Genomic DNA, 18,587 nt, shown 5'->3' with positions numbered 1-18,587 from the left:
GTAGCGTTATTCCATGTACTATTCTCGCCGGCGGGATGATTTTCCTTCCGGCAAGTGATTTTAGCTTTAAATTGGCCGCCCGTCCCCGGGGGAGATTTTCGCGCCGAATAAGGGATAAATTGGCATCGTTCAAGTCAAACTAGATAAGATGAACATGGAGGAAGGAGCTGGTGATGAAATGACCTCAAAATGGATGCGTGCAGCGCTTGGTTCGGTGATCGTTTGCGCTGTGATAGCGGCGGGGGGATGCTCCGCGCCGAGCCGTCAGGAAGCGGCGCCGACGCCGGAGGCGGTTACAACGCCGAGTCCTTCCCCTGCGCCCACTCCGACACCGGACCCTGTACACGCCGTTACGGACCGGATGACTACGGAGGAGAAGCTGGGCCAGATGATGCTGTTCGGCGTGCAAGGCACCGCGCTCGACGCGCAAACTCGCAAGCATATTACGGATGACCATGTAGGCGGATTTATTTTTTATAGCGATAATATTAAGGATACTCATCAAGCCTGGAGCTTGATCAGCGATATGAGGCAGGCGAACGCGGGAGGAAAGCTGCCGCTGCTGCTTAGTGCGGATCAGGAGGGCGGAAGGGTAGCGCGGCTGCCCAAGGAGCTGCCTGCTTTCCCGACCAGTCTGGCAGTTGGGAAGACGGAGGACCCGGACTATGCCCTCCGCATAGGCGGCATGCTGGGCAAGGCGCTGAATGCGTACGGCTTGAACGTCGACTTCGCCCCCGTGCTCGATGTAAACAGCAATCCGAATAATCCGGTGATCGGCGATCGTTCCTTCGGCAATTCGGCCGATACGGTCAGCACAATGGGCATTCAGGAAATGAAAGGGCTGCAGGGGCAAGGCGTCATTTCCGTCGTGAAGCATTTTCCGGGGCATGGCGATACGTCGGTCGATTCCCATAAAGATCTTCCCGTCGTTAACCACGATATAAACCGGCTGCGCAGCCTGGAGTTCGTTCCTTTCGCCGAAGCGATCCGTCAAGGGGCTGACGCTGTGATGGTAGCCCATCTGCTTGTCACCAAGCTCGATCCGGATGTGCCCTCGTCGTTATCCCGCGTAATCATTCAAGATTATTTGCGCGGGGAGCTCGGCTTCCAAGGCGTCGTGATTACCGACGATCTGACGATGGAGGCGATCACGAAGACGATGCCTATCGGTACGGCTGCAGTGAAAGCGGTGCAAGCGGGGGCGGACATCGTTCTGGTCGGCCATGATCCGGCGCAGCAGCAAGCGGTATTGGACGCGCTCAAGAAGGCCGCGGAGGACGGGACTCTCTCCAAGGAAGCGATCGACGCGAGCGCGGCCCGCATTGTCAAGCTTAAGCAGAAGGCGAAGCTGCCGGCCGACAGCGATAGCTTGCCGGAGCCGGATACGGGGAAGCTGGCTGCGGATATTCGTTCGGTAGTGAACTCCGCCAGCACCCGGACCGGAAATAGCGGTTCGGCCAAATAAAGAGCTCCCCCATCGCGTGAACCGGATGGGGGAGCTTTCTATTTCAATATCGGTGAAAGTATCGATTGGAGCACGAATGGCAGCCCGGGTTAAGGCACGGTAATGACATTGGACACGATCTGCCGCGCTGCGGGATCGTCCCATACAAAGGCCTGCAGGTTATATCCGGTATCCGTCTTTTCAGGCAGGCTTACTACGGCTTTGGCTTGAACGCTTGCCCCTGCCGGCACGGTTTGCTGCAATAAGGCGTAACGCACCATACGATTTTGCGAATCCAGGACAGCTATGACTATCGTACCGCCTTGTTCAACCTCGGAGTTGCTGGATATTTGCACTTCTGCGACGATATCGCGCAACCCGCTCAAGCTGTACGTCAGATTGCCGTTAAGATCGGTTAACGTCAGCCTTTGAATCGTAAACTTGCCCGCTCCCCAATCTTTGTTGTATTTCACGCGGAACGTATTCGAGCCGGAGTTGCCGTATTCATCCGTTCCCGATAGGACGATCTCGTTGATTCCTTCCTGGAGCATCAGGGAAATCAGCAGCGGGGTTCCGGCATGCGCGGCGACATTCTGCATAATCACGCTGCCGTTCAGCCGGACGGAGGCCGTCGCATCTCTATTCACGTTCACGGTGAAAGTGAGTTCCTGATTGGACACTTGTCCGGGCAGTTCCGTTTCCGGCTTAAATACGACGGCCGACTTGTTGTAAGTGACCTGAATCGTTTTGGCGGAGACGACGCTGCCGGGCTCGTCTCCCAGGACCGATACGGTAATGGTGTTAACTCCTTCTTTCAAGGCAAGGTCGTAAGAGAATTGCGCCCCAGCGTCATAATGATCGGAGCTGACGACAGTTTCTCCGTTTCGAGCAATACTGACGCTTGCGCTGTCAATTACCGTGCCCGTGACGGTGTATTCGGGAATGTCGGCCGTTTCCTCCGCCGGGTTCTGCAAAGTAAACTGCGCCGATCGGTTCAATTGAACCCCGGTGAACGTGGCCGAGGTCAAATAGTTGGAATTGCTCGTCGCCTTGGGAGCGTCGACCGCCATGCCGACATAGACGGTGTCCGGGAAGGTCAGCGTGCTGGAGTCAACCAAGCCCCAGTTGATCTGATCGGTCGAAACATAACCGGCGATCGTATTGTCGGTTCGCGTAAGCTTAAGCCAGAACGGAGCCTTCAGGATGCTCGAAGTGGCCGACTTGGAGACGTAGCTTTGGCCTTCGGCGGAGCGGCTCATGAACAGCCCCATCCGCCCCGATTCGGCATGGTCGCTGACGTCCGGCGTAAGCATGATAGCGGCTCCCGGAGCGTTCGGCGCCAAACTGCCGCGAACCATCAGCCCGGCTTTGGCCGGATCGTCGATTTCCGAATTAAAATTGACATAGGCCATCATCTCGAAATTTCCCTGCACCGGCTGGTACACATAATGGAACGAATCGGAGCCGCCGCTGATCGCTCCCGAGCCTTTAACCGTGAAGGTCGGCTCTTCCAGGCTGGCGCTCCCCGGTATGGCGATCTGTCCGATATCCTGCTGGGCCCACGGGGCGATATCGCCTGCTCCGTTGACGTAAATGATCGTAACGGAGGATAGCGTCATCCGGCCGGTGTTGTCGATCGCTTTGGAATAAATGTAATGCTCGCCGAGCGGGGCGTCCTTCCATTCCAGAGCGTACGGAGCGGTATTGTCCTGACCGATCTCCTGATCGCCGGTATAGAATACGACCTTGGCAATGCCGCTCTCCGCTCGCGCATCGGCTTGGATGACAATCGGTTGTCCGGCGGTATACGCTTGGTGCATTTGGATTCCCGTCGTTTTTACTTCAGGATTGGGGGTGACGGGCACAACCAGCGAATTGATGTAATTTTCAAGATTCGTATAGCCGTTACTCGCCGTCAACGCGCCGTCGGAGCTATCGTTCGGATTGAGTCCCTGCTGCAGCTCCCAATCATCCGGCATTCCGTCGTGGTCGCTATCCGCAGGAGCGGGAGCCGAATTCAGTTCAGGCAATCCGCCGTCGCTTTGAATGGTATTGATGATTCGTCCCGTCCCGTCCTTCACATCTTGGATTACCTTAGCGTCCAGCGAATCTCGTTTGGGCAGCGATGCTCCCGCGGATTCAAGCACTTTGGCGTAGGCGTCCTGCGCGGTATCCGTAGCAACGGGACCGCCAATCGGGTCCATTTCGTTAGGAATCAGAAACGGCTTATATTTACGGACAAGCGGGCCGTCCGGCTTGATCGCCTTCCACTTCCCGTCGCTGCCGGTCACCCAGTTATCTTGAGAAACATCGGGCGCCCCTTCCATATAGTTGCCGTCGATATACCAGGAACCGCTGTTGGCTTCCCCGGAAGGAGCGACAATCCGGTTCTTCACGCCGTCGAACGTGCTTGGCCCCGGCTTGTAGTAGTTGTTGATCATGTTGATGCCGATCGCTTGCTCTCCGCCGTAGGCGGAGTTGCCTCCCCAGTTGTACACGACGTTGTTTCGGTAATCGATTGTAGTAGGATAATTATCCGGATCGGTCTGCCGGTCGAATCGCGGATTCCGGCTGTTATGGTTCGCCAGCAGGTTATGATGGTAGGTCGCATTCGTGCCGCCCCAAATACCGCCGTAACCGTGCGCTCCTTTGCCGTGAATCGACAGGTTGAGGCTGTCGCTGATAATGCTCCATTGTACGGTGAAGTTTTTGCGGTTTTTGATGGTGAACGTTTCGTCCGAGCTCCAGCTGAAGGAGCAATGATCGACGATAATATTGTTGCCGGTAATGTCCGCGGCGTCGCTGAGCACATTGATGCCGTCTCTAAACCGGATATACCGGATAATCAGATCGGTGCCGACATCGTTATTGCCGAATTTGACCATATAGCCGCTTACGGCAATACCGTCTCCGGGAGCGGTTTGCCCCGCAATCGTCAAATTGCCTGAAGTAATGTCGAGCTCACGCTTGAGATGGATCGTTCCGGACGTACGGAAAACGACGATGCGGTTTCCGCGGCTCACGGCATCGCGCAAGGTACCGGGAATCGGGGCCTCTCCGCTTGCAGTATCGTAGTCGTCCAGCGTCGTTACCTCGTAGACCTCGCCGCCGCGGCCGCCCTTGGCGTACATGGCGGCTCCTTCGGCTCCCGGGAAGGCGGGAACGCGGGCTTCCGCCGAAGGATCGATCGTAACGGCGATCGACTGGACGGCGCTTGCATTGCCGGATTTGTCGACGTAGCGGAATTCAATCCGATTTGCCCCGGATGCCGCGACTTCAAACTCCGCCGCGTACGCGGTCCAGTCTCCTCCGTTAATCCGGTACTGCACCCGGTCCGATTCAGGCAGCTCCTCATTTTGCTCCAAATAGATCATCACGGGCTTCGTATACGAGCCGTTTAATCCGTCCGGCAAGGAAGGCGCCACCTGCGCTCTAAGTTCGGGAAACATCTCCGGAACGATAAGGGAGCGGGTCGGGTCCCAGCCGTCGAATATCCGCGGAATCGTCAGCTCGCTTGCTTCCTCCGCAGTCATTTGCGTTCCCATGACGCGCGTGCCGGGGCTTGCTCCCGGTCCGGTGCTGTTATATTCGGCAAACAAATAAGGAGGGACCTGCATCGTTGTCCAGCCCGCTGGATCGATATGATCATCCATGTACGTGTTAATGAACCGGATGATCGGGTTGTCCTGCCACGGCCTGCCGAGATAATGCTTTCCCTGCGTTGTACCGTTCTTTAAAAGGCGGGAATTTATGAAAACGAGCCCTGCATCCGTCTTATTATTCGTCGCCGGGGCGGTGATTACGCCGCCGCTGTCGCCGCTGTTAATGCTGATGGCGTCAACATGATCGAATACCGCCGCGTTCGAGGGACCGTAGATGAAATCGGTTCTCCCCATAATCGTGCTGTTCCGGTAATATTGCCGCCCGAGACGGGGGCTTTCGCTGCGTATGCCCGCATACAGCGTATCCTGATAGCCGACGAGCTTCACATTGTCCATAACAGCCTGATCGGCTAGGACGGCTAAGGCAACGGCCTGTCCTTTTTCCGGCGCGGCGTTGTTCTCGATACTCACGTTGGAGGCTGTAAAATGATCTCCGCTAACGAGCAGCGTCGCTTTTTGAATCGCTTGATTCGGAGCGTCCGCATTGGACTTGTTGCCTACAATTCTGGTATTATCCGAGCCTTCGCCGACCAGGCTGACGTAAGGCGCCGTAATTTGAACCGAATCGGCTTGGGTATACGTTCCTTTCTTTACATATAAGACGGTTCGGCTGTCCTGCTGCTGTGCATTGACGGCGACAACCGCATCCGCGAGATTCGTAAAATCTCCGCTGCCGTCTTGAGCGACTGTAATGACTTTGGCAGGGGAGACGGCCAGTTCCTCTGCGGGCCGACTCTCTCCGTGTTCATTGACTGCCGCAACGGTATAGTAGTATGTTTTTCCGTTTTGTATGGAGGAAGAGTCTCCTTCCACTACGTTATCCGTGAAGCTAGGGGACGTAAGTCCGTCAACAGCTGTCACGTAGGGACCTTCGCTTGCTTCGGCTCTCTTCACAGTGTACGAGGCTGCGCCCGGAACGGCCGTCCACGTCAAATCGACGCTGCCGTAATGCGCCGTCGCCGCAAAATCGCGGGGCGCTTCCGGAACGCCTGCTAGAGGAGCGTAAGGCACCGCTTTGACTTGATCGGAAATCATACTTTCCGCAGCGGCGCGGCTTGCTGTAACGACGTAGTAGTATGTCTGTCCGTTTTCTGCGGTCAGATCGGTATATTCCGTTGAGCTTGGAATGCTTTGGATGAGCGCGTAAGGTCCTCCGTTTACCGTGCTCCGTTTAATTTGATAAGTATCCGCACCCACAACTGATTTCCAAGATAAGGAAACGCGGTTGTTTCCTGCTATGGCCGCCAGCTCGGCGGGGCGCTCCACTACCGCCGCCGTCTGCGCCGCAGCGGCGGATGCCGAAGCAGCTTCGGCGTAGAGAGTCGCAGGCGTCAGATTCATGCTGATCATTAGGCAAAGCCCTAGCCGCAGGGCAATCTTCATAGGGTCAACCCTCCTTCAAGTTATGCAATCCCAAAATAACCCCAAGCGGGGCCTTGCTCCTAAGTCCGTTCAGGTACTTTGCGGGGTCACTCCGTCGATCCGCTGAGCTTAAGCGTATCGGACAGCGGCTTCATGCCGGTCATGCTGTCCCAAACGAAGGCTTTCACATAGCCGCTGAAGGAAGCGGGAACCGAGAATCCTGCATGCAGCGACTTGGTCTCGCCCGGCGCAAGCTCCGTCTCCAAGCTGGAGTAGTCCAGCATCGTACGGTTGTCGTCGTATAGGACGAACCACAAGGTCACATGTTTGACGGTTGCTGTCGTATTCGTGATTTGCTTGCGGGCGAGCATTTGGTCGGAGAAGCGATTATCGGAAACGGGGGCTCCGCTTAAGTCGAACGCCTGCGGCAGCCCGGCCCAAAATTCATACCGGATCATATAACTGACCGACGCTTCGTTGCCTGCCAAATCCACACTGGATACTTCAATGATATTGCTGCCTTCATCCAAGGTCAGCGGGTAGGCGAACGGACCGTAAACGGACTGCCCGACGGAGTCCGCAACGACTCGGCCGTTCAGCTTGACGGTCAAGGAAGCGGCTTTGCTTAAGGTTCCTTCCAGGTTGTAGACGGGTTCTCTAACAACCGAGGGCGGGGCAGGAATTTGCAGCTCCGGCGTGTCGCGGTCGTAATGAATAAGCGCCGTCGCTTGATCGGAGAAGGCGGAATGGCTGCGCGACGCTATGACTTCGACCAGATTTTCGCCCGGTGTCAATGTAAGATCCAGCTCATAGCGGTTGCCGGACAGCGGACTGTTATAGACCAGGCTTTTGTTATGATAGACCGCTAAGGTGACGCTGCCCGGGGCATCGTATACGCTCTGGTAAACCGAAGAGGAGACGCTGGCTGCGTACACGTTATCGGTGACTGAGCCTGAGATCGTATAGTGAGCCGTATTCGTATACTCCTTTACCGGATCGATAGTTAGCCCGGTGGGAATGCGTTCGGCGAAGACGAAGTACCCGGCGTTCTTGCCGCTGTTATAATCGGCGTATCGGTTCAAGCCCATGACGGCCTCTTCGTTCGCGTCATACACTTTCTTGTAAATTTTGAACGTATAAGACAGGGCCGTATCCGAAAGCTTCACCGTATCTCCGGTATCCGACCAGCCTTGCTCGGGCTGAAGCCAGTCCGGAGGCGTCTCCCTTTGATCCATCGCCACATATACATTGGCTTTGTCGCGTACGGGGAACGTCGCAATTTGGCTGGTATCGCTGTACTTCATCGTATCCGCGTGCATTTTAATTCTGTCGACGGATTGATACTTGGCAGGCGCCTCATCGATCTTGAGAGGAGAGGTTCTGTCGGCGAATACTTCATCGCCCTTCTTCAATCCGCTTTGCAGCGACCAGCGGTTAATGTTGTAATTGTTGTAAGCCTGAATCGTTCCGATAATATTGGTGTCCGGTGTCTCCATCGGTGTGACGGCAGTAGGCGTAGCCTCAAATTCGGTCATTTTGCTTTCAATATCTGCTTTGTTAAACTCGTCCCTTGTAATCGCAGTAATGCCGATATAATATTTTTTGCCGTTTGTAATTTTGACGGCCTTGTTTAAGTCGTAATCCCACTCATTGTTTGCGGATGGAGACGCAAGAATAGGGATTGTTTGCGGTGTTCCCGTGTAAGAAGTGGAGATGTACCACGGATCCTCTTCCCGGGCTTTAATTCTCAAGACGTATCGGGTAACCGCAGTGTCGGGATAAATCCATACGGCTATAGATTGATTGCGCTCCAGCCAGTAGGCGATTTGCGGTGTCTCCGGTTTGGCAAAAGGCGCACGGGTCACCTTAATTTTCTTCACGTACAGATCGCCGTCTCCTTTCGGAGTTCCGATAACCAGCTTTTTAAAATTGAATATGTCTACTTGGGCTTCGGGTACGGAAAACAAATTGGCTTTCTCTCGCGCGCGTATCAGAACGCCGTCGAGCCAAAGGCTGAACCTTTTATTAACCGTGTTCACTTCGATCTTCATCGTATGCCATTGATCGATTTGATAAGGAATCTTCAAATCCGCAGGAGCGGTATCGGTCCAATAGACGGCCCCTTTATTCGGATCAATGCCGCCTACGACAAGATATTTGCTGTTGGTGCCGATACCGGAATTGTACAGCTGAAGCAGCTGATCTTGTTTTTTGCTGCCGGGCTGCAAAAACGTAATTTCGGCGGTAATGGTGCCGGTTTGGCTCTCTGAAAAGGTTTTGCTCATGAGGAACATATTTTCCCCGGCATCTTTGACGGACATGTGCAGCGCCCTTTGTCCGGTGGCTGGTTCGGTCTCGATAACGGCAGTGCCTTCGGCGCCGGCCGGGAGCGAGCCGTAATCAAACCCCATTTGCGCGCCCGACGTACCTTCGGCAATAACGGAAAAATCCTTTTCCAGCATCGTCTCGATATCGTTCACGGAGGCTGCGGCGGCAGGAGCCGGATTCGGCAGCAGCAGGCCTCCGGCTGCTAACGGTTGAATCAATAAAGCAAAGCATAGCAGGCGATAAATAATAGATCGCAAATCTATACACCTCCGGTTTCAATAAACCATGTTTTTCGCTTGATGACGGCTAGAAATGAATCGATCGTCTTTCTAAACGGGCACCTCCTTTGGCAAGGGCATACGAAAAGTGTAATCGCTTTCACATTTTCAGGGGATTTCCCTCCTCCTTTTTGAAAAATAATAAAAACTAGGAACATCCCAACTTACTGTATTACAAAAAGCTTCTTACCTAATAGGGGGAGGATTTCAAATACATGGGGGAAAACGATCATATTTACAAACTTCCTAAATATACAAAAAGAAACCCGTCGGCAACGGGCCGCGGGTCAAAGGTTTATATTTTAAAAAGGGGGTCATGTATTATTATAGCCCAGCTATATTAAAGCAAGATGAAAGTAATATTTCAATTATATTACAATGTTTTGCGGTAAAATGAGGGGGAATTCTGAAAGCGGAGAAACAAGAGCGTAATGAACAACAAGGGTGAGGCTGCCGACATAATCGACAGTCTCGTTCCGTTAAAGGCAGATTAACGTAACACTTTGCCCGGACGTTTCGTCTATTGTAAAGAATGGAGGGAGGATGGGATAAATCGGCTATTGAGAAAGGCGGCTCGGCTGACTAATGAAACGGAGGCGGGAATTAATGGAATACGTTAGGGATTACGCCATGTATGCATCCGTATTTGGCATGTTTAGTTTTGTCTGGTTCGGCTGGGCGCAAGAAGGCCCCAGGCCAACCTGGCGGTTATATATCGGGATTGCATCCGGTATTGCGCTTGCAGTCTGCTTAACGGGTGTCTATTTAAGCTTGACGAACTGGGAAGCGCCATCCGCTTTGTCGGAGGCGTCCGCCTTCCGGAATTATTTAATCTCGTTTTATGCAGAATTTGCTTTGGCCGGGGCCGGAGCCTTTGTACTGAGCAGATCGAAGCGCAAAGCTTATATCTCCCCCTGGATCGCTTTTATCGTCGGCATTCACTTTATTGGCTTGAAGAGCGTATTCGATGATCCCAGCTTATGGATTCTGGCAGCGCTTATGATTGCCGTCTCGATTGTTGCCGTAATTATAGCTCCTAAGCTCCGAGTGGCGAATAGCGCGATTACGGGCATTGGCGCCGGCACGGTGCTATTCGGCTTCGCCCTGTTAGGTTTGATACGATTTATGGGGGCCATTTGAAGCTGGGAGAGCGTTTTCGCCACACTTAAGTATGGAGCCTAATTAAGTTTACCGATGAGCCGATCGGAATCAGGCAGTTTCCCTGATTTCCGCCCGGCTTTATTCTTTTCCCGATGAATTATCCAATCGCAAGCGTCAAATCCAGCCTATTGTTCACCTTCCCCGCAAATGAAGGACGGATTGCCAATGGGGATAATTTTACAGGGGCTATGGGCGGAATGAACACAGGTTTATCAGACCAATGGGCCGATGAAAAGCTTGATACGAGCGGAGCAACCCCTCATGTGGATGTGCAACAAATGTGTATGGATGCAATGAACCGCAGCGATTACGCTAATATAGCCGGCAGTTATCAAACATGAAGCATGAATTCAGAAAGGTGGTCAACAACATATGAGCCATTGGAAATGGGGAGTCCTCGGTTTAATCTTCACCCTACTTACAGCTTGTCAACCGGGTGCGTCTCAACCGGAAACAAATGCGGCGCAATCCGAGAGCAACTCGGCCGAACCGGTCACGCTGGTTCTGTACAATGATGCGGGGGGCACGCAGGAGGAATTCGATCAGTCGATCGGCAATGAAGTGAAAAAGATTTTACCCAATTATACCATCAAGTACATTGGGGAAGAGAAGGGAACGCTCGAAGGAATGGTCACTTCCGGGACGGAGATCGACCTGTTTCAATCGTCCATTGGCAATGCGGCCGGTTCCATCCTGAATGTGGGCTACCAGACGGATATTACGGAACTCGCCCAAAAAAGCGGCATCGACCTCTCGCGCTTCGAGCCCTCCATGCTGGAAGCGGTCAAGCAGTTCGGCGGCTTGTACGGATTGCCCATCAACAGCGGCGGTCTCGTGTTATATTACAATAAAGATTTATTCGACAAGTTCGGCGTGTCTTATCCGAAGGACGGGATGACATGGGACGATGCGATCGAGCTGGGCAAAAAGCTGACGCGCAGCGAGGACGGAGTGCAGTATATGGGGCTGGTCATCTCGCCGCCGCATCTGCTGCGAATGAACTCGTACTCCCTCCCGGTGCTGGATTCTGCGAGCGGCCAGCCGAATTTCGGCAATCCGAAAATGCTGCAGCTGCTTCAAACGACGGTGGTGCGGGCGGCGGAGGATGACGGCTACCGGACGGTGGTGCGCGATAAGGGGCTTCCGGCCAACGACGGCTTCTCCAAGCAGCGCAATGTGGCCATGTATGTCATGAATTACGGCCTGCAGAACGGCAAGGATTTCGAAGGACTCAACTGGGATGTCGTCTCCCTGCCGACCTTCAAGGATTTGCCGGGCGTAGGAACCCAGCCATACCCGAATTTCATGTTTATTTCGGCGAACAGCAAGAAGAAGGAGCAGGCGATGGAATACATCAAAGCGCTGACGTCGGATGCCTTCCAAAGCTACTACGCCAAGTCGGGAAGAATACCGGTGCTGAAAAGCGACGAGATTAAAAAGCTGTTTGCCACGGAAACGGCGTATAAGGATAAAAACGTTAAGAATGCGCTGTACAGCAATAAATACGCAGCCCCTGCACCGAAATCGAAGTACGACAGCCTGGTCGAGCGCTCGTTCAATAAACAGTCCAAGAACATTATCCTAAACAATCCGGATCTGAATACCGTGCTCGCCACGATCCAAGAGGATGCCGTAAAAACTGTGGAAGCCGAGAAGAAAAAATAATGAGCGCGGCGTCCCGGCGATTTAAGCAAAACCGACCTTGGCTGCTGATGTTTATTCCTGTCATGATTTACTTTATCCTGTTCAAGTACTTGCCCATGGGCGGCTTGATCATTGCTTTTAAAAACTATAATTTCTCCGACGGCATCTGGGGCAGCCCCTGGGTGGGATTGAACAATTTCAAGCTGCTGTTCTCGGACCCTCTCGCGTTCAATACGATCCGCAATACGCTGCTGATCAGCGTTTTGTCCATTGCGGTCGGGTTTCCGTTCCCGATCGCGCTGGCGATTATGTTGAACGAGGTTCGTTTGAAATGGTTCCGCAATGTGTCCCAGACGCTGTTGTTTTTGCCTCATTTTCTGTCATGGGTCATTGTCGGCGGGATCATTCTGGAGATATTCTCGCAGGAAACGGGGATCGTCAACGTGATGATCCGGCATCTGAGCGGCGAACCGTACCCGTTCTTGTACGACCCGGTTACATGGCTCGGGATTTTTCTCGGCTCCGGGGTGTGGAAAGAGGCCGGCTTTGCAGCCATCATTTATATGGCGGCGCTGGCGGGCATCGATCCCCATCTGTACGAAGCGGCCGGCATCGACGGCGCCGGGAAATGGAAGCAGCTGCGGCATATTACGCTTCCCGGACTGCAGTCGATTGCGGTGCTGATGCTGATTCTCGCTATGGGACGTGTGATGGAGGTAGGCTTCGACCATATTTTCATCCTGCAAAATTCGATCGTGTCCCAAGTTTCCGAGGTGATCAGCACATACATTTACAAAAATGGTCTGAAGGGCGGCAGATTCGGCCTGACGGCGGCGATGGGTTTTTTTGAATCGCTGGTCGGATTTATTCTGGTCGTATCCGCGAACCGCATTGCCCGCAAATTCGACCAAGGTTTATGGTAGGCAACTGGCAGGAGGGAATTGAATGAAACGATCAAAGGACGAAGCCTGGTTTTACGGCATCACGTATACGCTGCTGACGCTGGCTTCCTTCTCCGTCATACTGCCGTTTGTCCACGTATTGGCGGTATCGCTAAGCGCCTCCGATGCGATTATGGCAGGCAAGGTGTCTTTGCTGCCCGTTCATCTGACATGGATTGCCTATGAGACGCTGTTCTCCGGCTCGTCTGTGGCAAGAGCGCTGGCGAACAGCGTGGCGATCACGGCAATCGGGGTGACCTCGTGTATGCTTTGTACGTTTTTGGCGGCATACCCGTTGTCGCAAAAGTTATTTTGCGGACGAAAACTGTTTACGATGGTTATTGTATTCACGATGCTGTTCAACGGAGGAATTATCCCGTTGTATCTTGTAGTCAAATCGCTAGGTCTGGTGGACAGCTATTGGGCGCTTTGGCTGCCGGGACTGATCAGCCCGTTTAATATGCTCATTATGAAAAATTTTTTCGAGAACTTGCCGGGCGAGCTGGAGGAGGCGGCGCGGATGGACGGCTGCGGCGAGCTGCCGTTCATTGTCCGGATTTTGCTGCCGCTGTCCGCTCCCATGCTTGCAACCTTAACGCTGCTGTATGCCGTGCATTTCTGGAATTCGTATTTCAGCGTCCTTATCTTCATTAACGATACGACCAAATATAATTTGACCGTTCTTATTCAGCAAATGATCAGCAATGCGTCTTCCCTGTCCGATGTCATGACCTCCGGGGAGGTCATGTCACAGCAGGAAAGCATGAAATATGATCAGCTTTCCCAGGAAAGCGTCAAATCGGCGGGCATCTTTATGTTTTTACTGCCGATGCTGCTGATTTATCCGTTTCTGCAGCGATTTTTTGTTAAAGGTATGATGATCGGCGCGATCAAAGGTTGAGTTTACTAATATAAGACAGAGGGGTTATGACATGCATACAAAGTTAACGACCGCCTTAGCGCTTACTTTGGCGGCAGGTACACTACTGGCGGGCTGCTCCGCCAAGCAGCCGGCCGCGGCCGGTGAGGAGGTCAAGTCCGGCGGGGAAGAGAGCGGCGCGAAGCCGAAAATTCGCGTGACGATCTACGATCGCGGCAACGTGCCGCCCGAAGAGGGAACGATTACGAACAACCGCTGGACGAAATGGATTCAAGCGAACGCTCCGGTGGATGTCGAATTCGTCGCCATTCCGCGCAATGAGTACGCCCAGAAGCTGAATGCGCTGTTCGCCGCAGGGGATGCGCCGGACCTCATCCTGGAGTACGATCCGGCCTACCAGGCGCAGCTGTACAACACCAAGCAGATTATGCCTTTGGACGATCTCATTCAATACGCCCCGAATTACAAACAAATATTGGATGCCAACCCGGCGCTGCGCAAGGCGGGCACCTACCCGGACGGCAAGCTGTATGTGATCGGGAACCCGCGGCCGGTCGAGCCGCTCGACTATTTGCTGATCCGCCGCGATTGGCTAAGCAAGCTGGGACTTGCGATGCCGGCGACCCTCGACGACTTTTACAACGTGCTGAAGGCATTTAAAGAAAAAGATCCGGACGGCAACGGGAAAGACGATACGTTCGGCATGAATTTGTCGCAGCGGGGTCAGGTTGCCGTCCACATGATGTTCGGCAACCGGCTGGATAAGTTCGAGAAGCATCCGTGGGTGAAGGACCAGCAGGGCAATCTGGAATTCGGCTGGGACAATCTCCAAGCGGCTGTAGCTTTCCAGAAGAAGCTGTACGACAACGGTCTGGTCAGCAAGGATTACTTGACGGATGACAAAGGGCAGAAGGCGGATCAGGACTTCATTAACGGCAAGCTTGGCGTTTACAGCGGCTATGACCAGAATACGCTGAAGAAATTCAGGGCGGCCAACCCGGACGCCGATCTGGTGCCTATGCCGCTGCCGACAACGACGTTCGGCTCGTTCTCGGCTCAAATCTCGCCGCCGTTCAGCAATTTTACCATGATTAATAAAAATGCAAAGAACCCGAAGGCGGTTATGGAGTTCATTAACTTCATGCTGACTCCGGAAGCCAAAACCATGTTCTGGTTCGGCGTTGAGAATCAAAACTATGCGATTGCCGAAGACGGCTGCCCGGACCCAAGCGACTTCTCGGTGGTAAACAACAAGCAGCTCGTATATACGTCGGACATGCGCGCCATGTTTGTACTGGAATGGAACCAGCTATCCAAAGAGTATGGGAAATGCTACGGGGTGATCAGAGAGCCGAAAGCTCGGACCCCGGAGGTTATGGCTACTTTCGAAATCAACAAATGGTATAAGCATTTGCAGGATGAAGCGAAAAAAGTGTACGTCGTCAAAGAACGGCCGGAGGCGGCGACTTACATTCTTCAGCCGATTATGCCCGACGATCTGCAAATTAATCAAACTAACGGCTATAAAGCGATCTATGATAATTTCCAGAAAGCGATCGTAAGCGGCAGCTCTTACACCGTTGATCAGGCGGTAGCGGATTCCCGCAAGGCTTGGGAGCTGGCAAGCGGGGGTAAAGTCGAGGCATGGATGAAGGATTGGTGGCAGAAGGGGAGCAAGAGCATTCCGAAGGTGGAGGACTTGTATCCGTAAGCTTGGGGAGAGTGTGTTATGAAAGTCCAAGTCGAGCAAGGATAACCGTATTTCAGGGAGGTTTATTCATATGTGGAGAAAATGGCTCGTAACCGGGCTCGTCTCGTCACTGTTGTTTCTTCCGTGGCTGCCTGCGCCAAAAGCGCTTGCGGCCGATCCTCACCCCTGGTTCATCGATATGACCGATATCAACAACCGTGTTGCCTCCGATGCTTGGGCGCAAACCTTCAAGAACAACCTGCTTTCGAAAGCCGATGTTTGGCTTTCGAGAGCACCGATATTCGAAACAGACGCAGAGTCCCATTACACCCAGAGGCCCGATTTCATCTGTGTCATGGATAACGCCGCTCCGCAATATGAGTATTCCACTACGATTCCGTCATCATTTCTGTGTCCGGGACCTGACGGTTCCATCGGCTCCGCAGCGGATAACCATACGATCACCGCAGCCGACGTGACGCCGGCTCAATGGACGCAGCTGATTCACGGCTGGGAAACCCGCCGGGAGTTTGACCAGCTGAATGCCATCCTGCAGTTGTCCTTCGCCTACCAGCTGGCCGATGCGACCGATCCGAGCAAAGGACTCTACGCTCAGAAGGCCCGGGATTTTCTGGTCGATTACAGCTCCAAGTATGTGAATTACAAGCGGCACGACAACGCGGGGGCCGTGGAGCCTGCCGCCGTCAAGTCGACCGCCGGCAAAGCTTCGGTGCAATGGCTGGACGACGCCTCCTTCTTCTTGCAGCCGGGCGCCTGGGCCTACGATATGCTATTCGACTCAGGATACTTGTCGTCCTCCGATAAAACGGCGATTGAAAGCGCTCTCCGCAGCGGGGTAGCCCTTCTTCCCTCCACCAGCGATCCCGATGCGGAGTGGAGCGTTCCGTACAACTGGGGGACGGTCAACAGCGCCGCTCAGGCGGCGGTCGGCTATCTGCTGGGAGACACGACCATGCAGCAAAGGGCGAAAGACGGATTCGCCTTCCAGATGAACAATCAGGTAAGGTCAGACGGTTTCTGGTGGGAAGGGACCATGGTTTATCACAATATGGTGCTCGATAATTTGTTTATCCTGGCCGAATCCGCTTACCGCCGGGGGGCTTCTACCCACGAAAATTTGTACGGCAATGCCAATATGGAGAAAATGTTCGAAATGCTGACCAAGGCGGCCTATCCGGACGGCGGTCTGCAGATGAATAACGATTCCACCATTCAGACGGTGATTAAGGAAAGAGCGATTGTCGCCAACCTGGAGGCGGCGAACAGTCTTTACGGGGATCAGGTCTACGCCGATTTGCTGAATGCGGCGTACTCAGGGACGCTGCGCCGGTATGATCTCACATCGGGCACGACCGATTTGTACGGATATAAGGCGATGTTCATCGGCAAACCTTACAGCTCGGCCAATACGGCGGTTCCTTCCCCTGAAGGCGCCTACCTGGGGATGCAAACGCTTCGCCTTAGCGATAGCACGGCGGCCGGAGATGAATTGCAATCCACGCTCGACTACGGCGAGCACGGCGGCGAACACGGGCACTACGACAAACTAAACATGACCTTATACGGCAAAGGGCATATATGGGGGAAAGATTTGGGCACCCCCAACTACGGCTCTCCGCTCAAGAACGGCTGGTTCATCAAAACCATTGCCCATAATACACTGGGGATTCGCAATGAATCGCAGAACGAAACGGATGCCGCATACCGCGTATTACGGACTTCCGGCCAGATGCATGTGGCGGAGGCGGAAGCGCCGGGGGCCTACGGCAGCAGCGCCAAATATATGCGCGCGAACGTGCTGATCAAGCCGTATGTCGTCGATTTGTTCCGTGTGGCGAATGCGAGCGAAGTCGCCTATCCGGCCGTTCAGGATGCGAATATTCAAGATGGAAGCGCAAGCGACACCAACTTTGGTTCTTCCACAACGATAACGGTGAAGGGGATCAATTCGTCCGGCACGAAACGAATGGCTTACGTGCAGATGGATTTCAGCCGATTTACGGACCCCGGCACAGGCAAGGCTACGTTGAAGCTGTATGGTCATAATGCCGCGGATACCGCAACGGTGCCTATAGATGTGTACGGTATTGCGGACGATACGTGGGACGCTTCCACGATGACCTGGAATAGCGGCTCGCCGAATCACAGCTCGACCGACGCGGCGGTGACTGACATAGGCTCGACGGCCACTTTGCTTGGAACGCTGCAGGTGTCCAATGTGAGCCAGTATTACAGCTTGGATGTGACTTCATTTATAAACGACAATATCGGCGATAAAAAGGCGAGCTTTGTGCTGGTCGATTCCAGCCATTCGGGACGGTCGGTTATTTTCAACAGCTCGGAGAACGCTGCGAATCCGCCTGTATTGCTTATTGACGGCAACAGCAGCGTCATCTACGACTATGCTTATCATAATCCGAACAGCAGCTTGAGCGTCAACGGCGTATCCTTAAGCTCCGTCCCGGGAGCCTTGGGAACGGCCAACGGATACTCCTACATCGACCATTTGCAGCAGGGAACGACCAACGCTGCGTGGAATGCGGTATTTACGGATAACGCCGATCCTTCCTTGAAATATAAAATATCGATGGTTCCGATGAACGGTATGCAGGTGACCGCAGGTCTGGCCCCGGGGATCGGGGTGTCCCCGGGAGAGACCGGGCCCGTTCTGGTGGCGAGCAAATCGGTTGCGTCCACCGGCAATACGGATTTTATTTCGGTGCATGAGCCGTTCAATACGGCAGCGGGTCCGCAGGCAGCTTCCGTCGGCCTGGAGGGCACCGCCGTGAAGATTACCCGCAGCAGCGGGGGAATGGACTATGTCCGGTACGACCTGGATCATAATATGTTTGCTTATGTAGCCAAGACGCCGTCCGGGCAGGTCGCACGAATTGAAAATATTGGATACGCCAACGTGAACGTCGGGGGAACGGTTTATTTCACCGCAGCCGCTGCGCCCAGGACCTTCTCGGCAGCGGTTGACGGCTCGTCGCTCACGGTCGATCAATCCCCTTCCAGTCTGGGGACGGTCGGCGTGAATATCGGCTCCCAGACCATTACTTCGCTAAAAGTCAACGGCGTATCCGTTCCGTTCACGGTTGCGAGCGGAATATTGACATATCATTAACGTCGTACTACGCTAAAATCCAACGAGCCTATCGAGCAGGGGGAAACGA

10 protein-coding genes are annotated in these 18,587 nt (G+C 53.8%); 8 read left to right on the top strand and 2 right to left on the bottom strand.

Going from position 1 to position 18,587, the window contains the following annotated elements; all coding sequences use genetic code 11:
* Window positions 1–178: 178 nt before the first annotated feature.
* Window positions 179–1,465, top strand: coding sequence for a beta-N-acetylhexosaminidase (nagZ, locus tag SK3146_RS13250; RefSeq protein ID WP_249865485.1), 1,287 nt, complete (start codon window positions 179–181; stop codon window positions 1,463–1,465).
* Window positions 1,466–1,554: 89 nt separating this feature from the next.
* Here nagZ and SK3146_RS13245 read toward each other — a convergent pair whose 3' ends face one another.
* Together SK3146_RS13245 and SK3146_RS13240 are read right to left on the bottom strand one after the other, a co-directional pair.
* A complete protein-coding gene (locus tag SK3146_RS13245) occupies window positions 1,555–6,489 on the bottom strand; it encodes a pectinesterase family protein (RefSeq protein ID WP_249865484.1) in 4,935 nt (1,644 codons plus the stop codon).
* Between the two features lie 86 nt (window positions 6,490–6,575).
* Entirely contained in the window at window positions 6,576–9,053 is a 2,478-nt protein-coding gene (locus SK3146_RS13240; RefSeq protein ID WP_249865483.1) for a hypothetical protein, read from the bottom strand.
* A gap of 627 nt (window positions 9,054–9,680) precedes the next feature.
* Here SK3146_RS13240 and SK3146_RS13235 point away from each other — a divergent pair.
* From SK3146_RS13235 to SK3146_RS13205, 7 genes are all read left to right on the top strand, one after another.
* Window positions 9,681–10,214: a hypothetical protein gene (locus SK3146_RS13235; protein ID WP_249865482.1), complete on the top strand. Its 534-nt coding sequence runs from the start codon at window positions 9,681–9,683 to the stop codon at window positions 10,212–10,214.
* A gap of 113 nt (window positions 10,215–10,327) precedes the next feature.
* Complete coding sequence (locus SK3146_RS13230; protein ID WP_249865481.1) at window positions 10,328–10,576, top strand: hypothetical protein; 249 nt, start codon at window positions 10,328–10,330, stop codon at window positions 10,574–10,576.
* 31 nt (window positions 10,577–10,607) lie between these two features.
* Window positions 10,608–11,900, top strand: a complete 1,293-nt coding sequence (locus SK3146_RS13225) for an ABC transporter substrate-binding protein (protein ID WP_249865480.1) — start codon at window positions 10,608–10,610, stop codon at window positions 11,898–11,900.
* Entirely contained in the window at window positions 11,900–12,802 is a 903-nt protein-coding gene (locus tag SK3146_RS13220) for an ABC transporter permease (RefSeq protein WP_249865479.1), read from the top strand. Before SK3146_RS13225 ends, SK3146_RS13220 begins: the two co-directional genes overlap by 1 nt.
* Before the next feature lie 22 nt (window positions 12,803–12,824).
* Entirely contained in the window at window positions 12,825–13,721 is an 897-nt protein-coding gene (locus SK3146_RS13215; protein ID WP_249865478.1) for a carbohydrate ABC transporter permease, read from the top strand.
* A 31-nt stretch (window positions 13,722–13,752) separates the two neighbouring features.
* The gene (locus tag SK3146_RS13210; RefSeq protein WP_249865477.1) at window positions 13,753–15,411 is read left to right on the top strand and encodes an extracellular solute-binding protein; all 1,659 of its coding nucleotides are present in this window, start codon (window positions 13,753–13,755) and stop codon (window positions 15,409–15,411) included.
* A gap of 70 nt (window positions 15,412–15,481) precedes the next feature.
* Window positions 15,482–18,538, top strand: coding sequence for a CBM96 family carbohydrate-binding protein (locus tag SK3146_RS13205; RefSeq protein WP_249865476.1), 3,057 nt, complete (start codon window positions 15,482–15,484; stop codon window positions 18,536–18,538).
* The last annotated feature ends 49 nt before the right edge of the window (window positions 18,539–18,587 follow it).

It is taken from the genome of Paenibacillus konkukensis, from assembly GCF_023523925.1.
Lineage (GTDB): Bacteria > Bacillota > Bacilli > Paenibacillales > NBRC-103111 > Paenibacillus_S > Paenibacillus_S doosanensis.
The sequence above is the reverse complement of the archived record's forward strand: the minus strand, read 5'-3'. Positions and strand labels throughout refer to the sequence as shown.